Consider the following 12,521-nt stretch of genomic DNA (forward strand, 5'->3'; position numbering starts at 1 on the left):
CGATCATCCGGCCGAACGAACCGAGTCAGTTCGGATCCAGGTAGCTCACCTGGATCATCTGCGGCTCGCCGCGTGAGACCAGGGTGCCGCGGCCCGGTGGCAGCCGGGTGGCCCGGATGTCACCGAGCAGCTTGCCCTCGTCCTTGGGCGCGCTCATCAGCAGGCCGTCCACCGACAGGTCCTTCATCCGGCCGAGCACCTTGTCGTACAGCGCGCGGGCGGCGCCACCGGAGCGGCGCGCCACGATGAGATGCATACCGATATCGCGCGCCTGCGGCAGGTACTCCATCAGGGGGTCGAGCGGGTTCTGGCTGGTGGCGACCATGTCGTAATCGTCGACGACGATGTAGATCTCGGGTCCCGTCCACCAGCTGCGATCGCGCAACTGTTGCGGTGTGATGTCCGGGGGCGGGAAGCGCTTGGCGAGGTAATTGGCGACTTCCTTGATCATCGGCACGGAGGTCTGCGACGAGGTCGAGTAACCGGCGAGCTGGTCACCCTCGATGACGCCGAGCATGGTGCGCCGGTAGTCGATGAGGATGACCCGCGCCGTCTCGGCCGTGGAGTTCTCGGTGACGCCGAGCACGATGTTGCGCAGCAGCGTCGTCTTGCCGCACTCCACGTCGGCGAAGGCCATGAGGTGGGGCTGGGCGTCGAAATCCAGTACCAGCGGCGACAATTCGTTCTCACCGAGGCCGATGACCACCCGGGTCGGGCTCTGCTCGATGCCCTGCGCGGCGGCGATCGCCAGTACTTCCGCACGCGGGATGCGCAGCGGCAGCATCCGCACGTCAGGAGCGCGGCGCTCGCCGTACATCTCGGCGAACTGCCGTTTGGCCGCGGCGATGCCTTCCGACAACGATCCGGGATCGGAACTGCTGTCCAAGCGCGGCAGCGCGACGAGCATGTGCAGCTTCTGCGGCGTGAGACCGCGGCCGGGGCGCCCGACCGGTACGAGAACCGCGGTGCGGCGGTCCATCTCGGAGTCGGCCGGATCACCGAGGCGCAACTCGAGCCTGGTACCGATGAGATCCTTGATCGCGGGCCTGATCTCCGGCCAACGGCTGGCGGCGATGATCAGGTGGATGCCATACGAAAGCCCTTGAGCCGCCAGCGCGTTGAACGACGCTTCCAGCGTGTCGTACTCACCGCGAATGGTCGACCAGCCGTCCACGACCAGGAACACATCGCCGAATTGATCCTCCGACAGCGGGTCCGCGGCTTGTTCCTCGGGCGAGCGGGTGAGTAGTTCGGCCTTGCGCCTGCGGAAGTGCTGGATCGATTCGACGCCGAGCTCCCGGAACCGCTCTTCCCGTTGGCGCAGCAGGGTGGTGACCTCGGCGATCGTGCGGCGCACCCGGTCCACATCCATGCGGCCCGCCACCGAACCGACGTGCGGAAGGTCGGCGAGCCCCATGAGCGTGCCGCCACCGAAGTCGAGACAGTAGAACTGCACTTGTTCGGGCGTATGCGTCGCGGCGGCCGCCATGATGATGGTGCGCAACGTGGTCGACTTGCCCGACTGCGGACCGCCGACCACCGCCATATTGCCCTGCGCGCCGGCCAGATCCACGATGAGCACGTCCCGGCGCTGTTCGTACGGCTTGTCTATGACGCCGATCGGTAGCCACAGCTGACCGTGCTGGTTGACCGGCGAGCGCCAATCCGGATCGGGCAACAGCATGTCCACCGAGGGGGATTCGTCCAGCGGCGGCAGCCACACCTCGTGCGCGGGCCTGCCGTGCCCGGTCAGCCGCTCCACGACCACCTGCAACAAGGTCGCGGGAACGCGCTGCGCCGAGGTGGCGGGCTCGGCCACGGCGCTGTCGTCCACGCCGGGTGGCGCAGGCAGTTCGGGCCCGCCAGCGGGTGGGGGTGGGGGCAGATCGAGCCCGCCCGGCGGGGGCGGCAGATCGGGCAGACCCGGACGGGACAGCTCGGCCGCCCCGGGCGCCGGCGGCAGGTCGGGAAGCCCGGCCGGTGCCGGTACCGCGCCGGAATTGGCCGGGTCATCGACGATCTCGACTTCGGAGGCGGTGAAGATCACCGGGTGCTGGCCGCCGACGGCCTCACCATCGATCTGCGTGCTGCCGCGCGGCGACACATACGGACCCGAGACGTACGCCGCGTTGAACCGCAGCGGGTCGTCGGCGTCGCTCTTGAGGTAGCCCGACCCGGGCACGCTGGGCAGATGGTAAGCATCGGTGATACCGAGCACTGCCCGGGACTCGTTGGCGGAGAACGTGCGCAGGCCGATCCGGTAGGACAGGTGGCTGTCCAGGCCGCGCAGCTTGTTCTCCTCCAGGCGCTGCGAGGCGAGCAGCAGGTGCACGCGCAACGAGCGTCCGAGCCGGCCGATCATGACGAAGAGATCGGCGAAATCCGGCTTCTGAGAGAGCAATTCGGAGAACTCGTCGACCACGACGAACAGCGCGGGCAGCGGATCCAGCTGCGCGCCGGCCGCACGCGCCTTCTCGTACTCGGTGACATTGGCGAAGTTGCCCGCCGCGCGCAGCAGCTCCTGGCGCCGGTTCATCTCCCCCGCGAGCGCGTCCTTCATGCGATCGACCATCGAGAGCTCTTCCTCGAGGTTGGTGATCACGGCTGCCACGTGTGGCAGCGACTCCAGCCCGAGAAAGGTGGCACCGCCCTTGAAGTCGACCAGCACGAGGTTCAACAGGTCCGGTGAATGCGTCGTCACCAGCGACAGCACCAGTGTGCGCAGGAACTCCGATTTGCCCGAGCCCGTGGCGCCGATGCACAGGCCGTGCGGACCCATGCCGTTCTCGGCGGACTCCTTGATATCGATCTCGACGGGCGTGCCGTCCGGCGTGATGCCGATCGGCACTCGCAGGCGTTCCCGGTCGCTGCGCGGCCGCCACACGACAGCCGGGTCGATGCGTGCGGCGTCTGGAATCTTCAGCAGCGCCATCAATCCCGGCACGGCCCGGGTCTCGTCGCCCAGGCTGACGATCTGGGCCGCGGTGGCGATCCGGTACCGCGCGAGATCCCTGGCGAGCGATTCGGCTTCCGATCTGGTCACCGCGTCGGCGGTGGCGAACTTCTCCACACCCGCCGCCGACTTCGCGGCGACCATGCCGTCCGCCACCACCAGTTGCAGGCCGCGTCGCACCGCGAGCCCGGCCTGAGGAGCCGTCAAGTCGAGGACGGTCACCGAATCCAGCCCGGCATCGCTGACGATGCGCTCGGACCCGCTGACATATCCGTCATCGATGATGACCAGCAAATGGACGCGGCCCGCGGTGGGTTGCGCGTTGCGCATGAATCGACCGCGCTCGAGCAATTCGGCCGCCATCGCGGTCTCCAGCTCGGCGAGTGAGCGATACATCATGCGAGCCGTGCCCATGCCGTCGCGGTCCACCGGATGCTGGAGGTGCGGAAGCCATTTCGCCCAGGACCAGGTTTCGGCGTCCGGGTCGGCGCAGATGATGGCGACCGCGGCGTGGTCGGGGCCGTGGAATGTGGCGAACTCCATCACCATGGATCGCACCAGCATTCTGGTCTGATCGTGATCGCCTTCGATGTTGATCGCGGGGAACGCCCGCAACGAGATCGCGGTCGGCAGCCCGTGCACCACCGAGTGCGTCCGCACGAATCGGCGCAGGGCGACCGTGGACACCGGCTCCAGGTCCTCGAGCGGACCGGTCTCCGGCCTGGCGAGTTTCGTGGCCAGGCGGTGGCTGCCGACCCCGACGCGCACATGCCCGAAATCCGGATCGTTGGGACGCCGCTCCCACATGCGCCTGGTGCCCGCGATCGATTGCAGGTCGGCGGGATCCGGGTGGCTCCACAGCAGCGCCGTGAGCTGTGCGGTGCCCGTTTTCCGGACGTCCTTGCGCACCTGATCCAGATAGCGGAAGTAGTCCTTGCGTTCCTCGTTGAGTTCCGCGGCCTTCTTGGGTCCGCCGGTGCCACCACGGAATCCGGCCATCATGCCGACCATCGACATGATCATCATCATCGGGAACATCATCATGAACGGATTGGCCAGCAGGTTGCGGCCCATCATGACCATCATCGCGATCATGCCGATCACCGCGACGACCATCACCACCGGCATCAGCTTCATCAGCAGGCCGGTCGGCACGGGGCGCGGGATCTCCGGCGGAGCGGTCAGCGCCACCTCGCCGCCCGGCGCTCGGGGCGGCGCGATCCTCGGACGTCGCACGAAACCTTCGGTTGCCATGTCCTACTGTCCTCCTCCGGGGGCAACGCCCTCCCCCGGGTCGACGATCTCGTCACGGTCGCGGCGGAACGGAATCGACAGCGCCCACCCGATGCCGAGCAGCGCGAGCAGCGTGATCGACCCGATCGTCGCCACCCGGCGCGGCAGCGGGTCCCGGTACGGCGGCGGGGCGGGCGCGGCGATCGCGCGCCCGACGTCGGCGCCCGCGCTCACCGGCTCCTGCGGCAGTTGCGCGGTGAGCGCGGCGAGTGGGTCGATGAGTCCGTGCCCGAGCCGGTCGTCGCGGCCGGAACCCGGCCCGTGCGCGGTGCGGGTGATGCGGTCCATCACCTGCCGCGCGTTCAGTTCCGGGAACCGGGCCCGAACCAGCGCGGCGAGACCGGATACGAACGCGGTGGAGAAGCTGGTCCCGTCGACGGTTCCGGTGCCCTCGGCGGTCTGTACCGCGTTCACCAGCCCCGTACCACCCGGTTTGCTGTCGAGCGAGACGATATTGCGGCCGGGAGCCGCGACGCCGATCCAGGGTCCGCCGATCGAGAAGGGCGACACGCTGCCGTCGGCTTCCACCGACGCCACCGACAACACGTACGGCGAGAATCGCGCGGGCGTCACCATGGTGTTGACCGCGCTCCACCCGGATCGATCGTTCTGCCGCTCACAAGCGCTGCCCTGCTGGATGTTTCCGGCGGCGGCCACCACGACGACATCGCGGTCGTGGGCGTACTTCACCGCCGCGCCCAGCGCCGCGTCGGCCGGATCGCCGCTCACGGGTGTGCACGCCACCTCGGAGATGTTGATCACCGTCGCCCCCATGTCCACGGCGCGGACCACCGCCGCCGCGAGGGTCAGCACGGTGCCGTAGCCCGACTGAGCGATCCGCCCTGGCCCCTCGTTCCGGTTCCGGTCGCTGGCCTCGTACGCGAGGCTCAGCTGACGGATGGCGAGGATTTCCGCGTCCGGCGCCACCCCGGCGAACGCGTCGCCCGGCGCCGGCCGGGCGGCGATCAGCCCTGCCACCAGGGTCCCGTGGCCATCGCAGTCCACGGTGCCGTCGCTGCCGGAGACGAAGTCGCCGCCCGCTTGCAGCGCGGGCAGCCGGGGATGCCGATTGACGCCGGTGTCGATCACCGCCACCTTCTGTCCGGCGCCGGTACTGAACCGCCAGGCCGCGGGTAGATCGAGCACCCGCTGCGCCGCGGGCGGTTCTTGCGGCGGCCCACCGGAGAGCGAAGGCTCGGCACATGTGTGCCGCTGTTCGGTGGGCTCCGGCGGCCCGCCCCGCGCGTTGACGGCGAGCGCGGCGCCGAGTGCGCCGTCGTCGACGACCGGTGGCGCGGAGGCCGCCGCCGGGGCGGACAAGACGACGAGCGCCGAGGCCACGGCGGCACCTGTGCACCGCGCGAGCCGCGCGCGGAAACGGGGTGGCGGAATGGTCATCCGGATATCACCGAACTCCGTCGCCGTGTCACAGATTCCGCGCGGCCGAATATACGCCCATGATCCACAGCACCAAGGGGACGATGGCCACGATCAGCAGGTACTCGAAGATCTCGCCCGCGCGCCGCGTCACCGGCGTCATCTCGGTGTGCGGGCCGATGACGCCGAACGCCACCGCGGCGGCGCCCAGCGCGAAAACCATGGCGGCGCACGGGACCAGCGATTCCGGGCGTCCGAGCGCCACGGCGACGGGCAGCGCGAACAAGGTGGTCACACCACCGCCGATGAGCGTGGCGGCTTGTGTCAGGTCGGCGAAGGAGCGACCGCGCAGGCACAGGATGAGCGCGATGATCACCGCCAAGGTGACTCCCTGCCAGCGGGCCGATCCCAATGGGTCCGCGGCGACGACCGCGGCGACGACACCCGCCGCGGTCGCGCCGATGATCACACCCGACTGGTACTCGTTCGCCGCGCGGGCGCGCAACTCGAGCCCGGCGGCGGACGGCAGCGCCGAGGCGCCGATGGCGCCGATGTCCTCGATGGTCGGGCGCGGTTCGTGATCGGCCGGATCGATCGCCGCTCCGGCGGTCGGTACCGGGGGCACGGGCAGCCGGGCCGCGGCCACCGCGAGGCGGGCCGCCGAGCCGATCACGATGACGGACGCGACCACGACGCCCGCCGCGATCTTCGGGAAATCGAACTCCCACACCATCCGCACGAAAGCGGCGACACCGGTGAACAACACAGTGGTGATGACGGCCGCGAACATCGTCGCCCCGACGCCGGTGACGCTGTAGCCGACCGCCGCCGCCACCAGCGCCGCGACCGATCCGAGCAGTAGGTGCGGGCTACCGACCGATCCCGGCACGAACAGCACCGCCGCGGCGAAGATCAGCACCATGGCGTGCAGGGACAGCAGCACCGCCGCCGTCCTGGCCTGATACCTCCGGATCGCGATCACCGCCGAGACCAGCGCCGCCACACCGACACCGGCGGGAAGGAAACCGATCGGCCAGCCGGCGCCGTCGGCCTTCGCCAGGAGCAGCAGCCCGGTGGCGGCCAGCGCGGCGACCAGCGCGGCGAGCTGACCCATCCATGTCGCCGAGATCGGCGACCAGCTGCGGTACCCCGCGGTGGTGAGTTTGGAAACGGCGTCGATCACATCGTCGAACAGCGCGGGGGATTCCTTCGCCGCCACCGGGCGCAGCACGAGCAACTCGCCGTCGTACACCTCGGCCTCGGTGAGCGTCTGATTCGGGGCGATGGGGTCGCGCCCGATGCGCGCCAGGGTCCAGTGCTGGGTGACCAGCGGCGCGCCTTCCTCGTGCTCGGTGAGATCCGGATTCCGCGATTCGATCAGCTCGACCACGTCGGTGATGAACGCGGCGATCGGCACGGTGGCCGGCAAACCCAGGTCCACCTGAGTGTTGCCACCGATCACCGATACCCGACACAGCTCCGGATCAGCGGCGACCACACCGCCGGTCGACGACTCTGTCACTGGCTCGCAGACTCCCTACACTTCACCCGGTCCCCCTCGGCAACAGTCTCAATCTAACCCAGGCCGAGCCGGTATGCTGAGCGGGAATTCGCTCATCCCGAAGGTTTTGGGGGCCAACCCGCATGACCGGCAATCGCCAAGCACAACGCGCCTTCGACGCGGGCGTCCTCTCTCTCGGCCTCGCCATCGACGGCCAGGAATCGACGCGCGACCTCGACTACGCCAAGCTGGCCTTCACCAGGGCGACCGAATGGGATCCCGATATGTGTGACGCCTGGCTGGGTCGCGCGGCGGCGGGTGAGGTCACCCGCGAAGTGTTGTTCAACCTGCACAAGACGAGTCAGCACACGCTGTTCCGTGAACAGCGCAGGCTCGGGTTGCGGCCGCGCGAGCTCGCCGGGCGGTTCGTGGCCGGGCAGTACATCGACTACCCCCTGGCCGGCTACACCGAGATCTGGCTGGCGCAGGCGTCGCAGCTGATCGCCGACGGCGAGTACGACGAAGCCGAGCGGATGCTCGACGAACTCGCGGCTTACCGAAAGACTCAACTCTCCCAAACGGATCATGAGATAGACGAGCGGATCAGCGCCTACGTGCGCGGAGTGCTGCACTACCAGACCCAGCGATGGCCCGATGTGATGTCCGTCCTGGCCGGGTCCACCGAATGGGACGATCCCTACCTCGCCGCGGGTGCGCACGTGATGGTCGGGACGGCCTGTGCGCAACTCGGCCTCTTCGGTGAGGCGATCCGGCGCATGGAGCAGGCCGAAGCCGGCCCGATTCCGGCGGCGGCGACCACCGCGCGATTCTGTCGCGGACTGTGCCTGCGCGAGACCGGTCATGAGGAACAGGCCCAGGCGTTGTTCGAGAAGGTGTTCTCCGAAGCGCCGGATTTCGAGGCCAACACCATGGCCATGCGAGATCGCAAGTACCGCTTGACCGTAACCACGCGCGAGCAGATCGAGGCCCGCACCGACCGCTGGGATCCCGCGTCCGCGCCGTCGGCCGATCAACTCGGACAGCAGGAACGCGACGACAAGGCCAAGCAGATCCTGCAAGCCGCGCGCGCCGAACTCGACCAGCAGATCGGGTTGGCCGCGGTGAAGGTGCAGGTCGCCAAGCTACAGGCCACCGCACAGTTGGCGAAGGTCCGCGCCGAGAAAGGCATGGCCTCGGTACCGCGCGGCCAGCACCTGGCATTCACCGGGCCGCCGGGCACCGGCAAGACCACGGTCGCGCGAGTGGTGGCCAAGATCTATTGCGGACTCGGCTTGCTCAAGACCGACAACCTGGTCGAGGCCAAACGCGCGGACTTCGTCGGCCAGCACCTGGGTTCCACCGCGATCAAGACATCGAAGCTGATCGACAGCGCCATGGACGGCGTGCTGTTCATCGACGAGGCGTACACGCTGATCCAGACCGGCCTGTCCGGCGGCGACGCGTTCGGCCGCGAGGCGGTGGACACCCTGCTGGCACGGATGGAGAACGACCGCGACCGCCTGGTGGTGATCATCGCGGGATACGACGGTGAGATCGACCGTCTGCTGGCGTCCAACGACGGTCTGGCCTCCCGGTTCGCCAAACGGGTGAAGTTCGACTCCTACACCCCCGAGGAACTGGGGCGGATCGGGCAGTTCATCGCGGGCAGGCGCGATTCGGAGGTGTCGGACGAGGCGCTAGCGCTGCTCGTCGCCGCCTGTGCCGACCTGTACGAACGGCAGACCACGGATCAGAGTGGCGCAATCCGGCGCGGGATCGATATCGCGGGCAACGGCCGGTTCATCCGCAACGTCATCGAGGCTGCCGAGGAGGAGCGGGAGTTCCGCCTGGCCAGTGACGACAGCCTCGACCTCGCGAGCCTGGACGAGTCGACGCTCATGCGCATCGAGGCCGACGACATGCGCAACGCGTTGGACAACGTGCTGGCGACTCTCCGGTAGGCGGCCCCCACACCGGGACGCCGCCGACCCCGCTCAGGGCAGCCCGGTCGGCAGCGTGTCGTGGCTGACGAGGGCGTTCTCCCTGGTCAAACTCGTACCCGGCACCAGCTGACCGACGATCGCCCAGGGGGCGAGCCTGGGCTTCTCCTCCAGGCCCAGCAACGCGGCCGTGGTCGGATCGGGAACGCCGAAGCGAATTCCGTTCTCCGCCACATAGAACAGGCTGCCGCGCCGCTCGCTCTCCGGGTAGATCCCCGTGACCTGGACGTACTCGCCTGTTCCCGGCGGAATGTAGGCGGCGTCGATACGGTCGCCACCGCCGTCCGCAGTGGCCAATTCCACGGGTGCGGCCGAATCCCGCAGCGGTAGTTCACGACCCGCGAGCAGTGCCACCGCCGCAGCGGGCGCGTCCGTCCCTCGCGACCACGACAGACAACCGACCGGGGCGTCCTCGGCGGACTTGATATCGGGTATCTCCCGCGGAAAGCGGTCCACCGGAAGCGTGTTGCGCACCGGAACACCGACCAGACGGTCCGGCGGCACCGCGACGATATCGGTCATCTCCTGGGAGTTCGAGGTCCGGATCAGTTCGGCGGCGAACGGCGACACCGGCTGCACCCCGTCGGGAAGAACGACATACAGATCCTCCGAAGCCACGGTGCGCACCCGGATCACGCCGCCGACCGGAACATCCGACAGCGCACCGGGTCCCGGCCCGCCGACACCGTCGATGGCAGGTGAGCGCAGCGGCGGCACTTCTACCGTGGCGTTCAGCAAGCCCGCGCTGATCGCCCGCGGTGTGCGCTCGGCCAGCCCGAGCGCACGCACCAACACGGGATCCCCGAGATCCAGTTCGGCGCGCCGGCCGTCGAACAGCAGGTAAGTCTTGCCGCCTTTGGTCACCAGCATCGTCTCCGCGCCCCCCAGCGGACGAGCCGCGTAGTCGGCGTCGGTATCCAACGCGCCCGCGATCGCCGTCGTCTTCACATTCGCGGTCGCGCGCCCGGCGTCGGAAAGGGCGACGGTGTCGCAGATCGTCCAGGTGGAACGGTCGCCCGCCGACGATCCGGGCAGCAGCCCCGGCGCACCGGGAATGCCCAGCAGCGGCCCACGCGGCCGATCGGTGAGCTTGGACGTCTTCACCGAGGTGGGTTCCTCATTGGTGCCGGTGATCAACCGTGCCGACGCCAGATTGAGCACCGGGTGCAATCGATCGTCCACCACCGCGTACAGGGCGCCCGTTTCCTGTGCCATGACGATCTTGGCGTCGCCCACCGCGCCCTGCGGGCGCAGGAACGACAGGATCGCCGCGCCCGCGACGACGAGCAGGCCCAGCACCGCGCCGACGATCAGCGAACGGGACTGGGAACGCATCGGATCGTGCAGCATCCGCACGTCCCGCCGGATGAGCGCATGCTCGTACCGGCGCAACAGGAAACGGTAACCGTTGACTTGTTGCCTGGTGGTCAGCTGAGCGGGCACGAAACCCTCCGAATGGCCGCGGGCGGAACAACTGCGAGACGAGACGCGCCCGGCGCGGTTGTGCCCCCGATCCGGTGATCTCGTCGGACAACAGTAGCGAAGGGCGGCGAGTTCGGTCCATGATGAGCGTATGGCGTCCCCTACGGCCGAGGCGGCCGCAGATGCCCCGGTGCATCCGCTGCGTTCCACACATTTCTGGTTGTTTCGCATGTTCCCGCTGCGCCGGGTGCTTTTCGTACTGCTGTTGGCGAACGCGAGCGCCCTGGCCGCCTTGATTTTCGGCGCCGAACCCTGGGTAGCGGCCGGAATCGCCGTCGCGGTCTTCGTGCTGTTTCTGGCGCCATTCCGTGGGGTGTGCCTGGCCGCGTATATCGCCGAGAAGTTCACCTTCGCCCGGCAGAAATTCGGCAAGCGTTCCGCGCCAGTCCACCGAACCCCGTTCGATGTGCCCCTACCCGACGGCGGCAGTTACGGAATGCGCTGGGACGGAAGGCATGTGATCACGATGCTGCGCTTGGACGTACCGCCACCGTTCGTGACCCGATTGAGCCCGAGCGGACTCAGCACCGGCGACAAGGTGCCGCTTCCCGAGTTGGCGCGCTGCCTGAACCAATTCGACATCGGGCTCTCCTCGATCGACATCATCAGCACCGGTTCCCGCACCGCGAGCGCCGGCCCCGTCGCGCGACTCTACGATCAGATCCTCGGCCCCCTGCCCGCGGTCGCGCACCGCACCGTGTGGGTGGTGCTGCGGCTGGACCCGCTCGCCAACGCCGCCGCAGTCGACCGGCGCGGCGGCGGCTCGACCGGAGTGCTGCGCTCGGTGATCGTGGCCACCCAGCGGGTCGCGAATCGACTCGCCGCGCACGGGATCACGGCCTCGGTGCTCACCGGTGCGGAACTGAACTCGGTCGTGCACCAGCTGACGCACGGCGTCGAACTGGACGACTTCACCGAACGACCGGACGCGCTCGAGCACGGCGACATGCATACGACGACCTACCGTGTGGAGCTGGATCAGCTGGGCCCGCGCGGATTCGCCGACATGTGGACGACCTCGACGATCGCGACCACGGTGACCATGCGATTGCGCCGGGCGCCGGAGGAACCGGGACACAAGCGTTCCGATGAGACGGCGGGACAACGCATCGACGTCTCCGCCCTGGTGCGCTTCACCACCCGCGCCGAACCGGGAGAGCTGAACCTACCCGGCCTGATCCCGTTGCCGGGCAGGCAATATCGCGCACTGATCCAGACCCTGCCGATCGACAGCGCGGAGCTCGCACTCCCGGAGGAGAGCGTGATCGGCGACGCCGACGCGCTCACCGAGCTGACCACCCCGATCGCGGGCTGCGGGCAGCTCGTCGGCGCCGACGATTCGGGGCAAGGCGTCGCGGTCCCGCTGATCGGCCCGCACGTGCGGCGCGTGGACATCGTCGGCGGCGTCTTGGTGGCCAAGCAGGTGATTCTGCGGGCCATAGCCATCGGGTCAACCGTGGTCGTCCACACCAGTCGCCACGAGGAGTGGCGGAAAATGGTCGACTACGTCGGCTCTCCCGGCCTGACGCTGGCCACTTGGTCAGCCGGATCACAGCAGGCGAACTCGCACCGTTCGGCGAATGTTGTGGTGTACGACGGCGTGCCCGTCACCGGGCATCACTCCGATACGACGGTGGTCACGGTACGCGGACCGGGAACCGGGCCCACCGGGTTCGAGCCGGATATCACGCTCGTCGAAGACGCGACGGAGCCGAATGTCGTCACCGTCCTTTCGGCCTCCGGAAAAACCGTAGTCCGCATGGTGGCGACGCCGTTCGAAATCAGTTACCTCGGTGTGCCGGAACCGGTTCGGGCATTGCAGGACATGTCGGCCTGAAACGCCGCGGTCGTCGCGATCTCCGTACGGAGATCGCGACGACCGGGCGTGTGGCGAAGCGGTGGGGCGAACTCATCC

6 protein-coding genes are annotated in these 12,521 nt (G+C 68.6%); 2 read left to right on the forward strand and 4 right to left on the reverse strand.

Annotation, left to right across the window (positions count from 1 at the left end; genetic code table 11):
• Positions 1-25: 25 nt before the first annotated feature.
• The 3 genes from eccCa to eccD are packed head-to-tail and all read right to left on the reverse strand — an operon-like array spanning position 26 to position 7,145.
• On the reverse strand, positions 26-4,207 hold the full coding sequence (gene eccCa / locus OHB21_RS03160) for a type VII secretion protein EccCa (protein WP_195125517.1): 4,182 nt from the start codon (positions 4,205-4,207) through the stop codon (positions 26-28).
• A gap of 3 nt (positions 4,208-4,210) precedes the next feature.
• Complete coding sequence (mycP, locus tag OHB21_RS03165; RefSeq protein WP_067507373.1) at positions 4,211-5,644, reverse strand: type VII secretion-associated serine protease mycosin; 1,434 nt, start codon at positions 5,642-5,644, stop codon at positions 4,211-4,213.
• Positions 5,645-5,672: 28 nt separating this feature from the next.
• Complete coding sequence (gene eccD / locus OHB21_RS03170; protein WP_195126432.1) at positions 5,673-7,145, reverse strand: type VII secretion integral membrane protein EccD; 1,473 nt, start codon at positions 7,143-7,145, stop codon at positions 5,673-5,675.
• Between the two features lie 122 nt (positions 7,146-7,267).
• On the opposite strand from eccD, the gene eccA reads away from it, so the two are divergent.
• A complete protein-coding gene (gene eccA, locus OHB21_RS03175) occupies positions 7,268-9,085 on the forward strand; it encodes a type VII secretion AAA-ATPase EccA (RefSeq protein WP_195125519.1) in 1,818 nt (605 codons plus the stop codon).
• Positions 9,086-9,118: 33 nt separating this feature from the next.
• On the opposite strand, the gene eccB is transcribed toward eccA, so the two are convergent.
• Positions 9,119-10,567, reverse strand: a complete 1,449-nt coding sequence (gene eccB / locus OHB21_RS03180) for a type VII secretion protein EccB (protein WP_067507381.1) — start codon at positions 10,565-10,567, stop codon at positions 9,119-9,121.
• A 130-nt stretch (positions 10,568-10,697) separates the two neighbouring features.
• Here eccB and eccE point away from each other — a divergent pair, with 130 nt between their 5' ends.
• Positions 10,698-12,443, forward strand: a complete 1,746-nt coding sequence (gene eccE, locus OHB21_RS03185) for a type VII secretion protein EccE (protein ID WP_195125520.1) — start codon at positions 10,698-10,700, stop codon at positions 12,441-12,443.
• Positions 12,444-12,521 lie beyond the last annotated feature (78 nt).

It is taken from the genome of Nocardia puris, from assembly GCF_036051655.1.
Classification (GTDB): Bacteria; Actinomycetota; Actinomycetes; order Mycobacteriales; family Mycobacteriaceae; genus Nocardia; species Nocardia puris.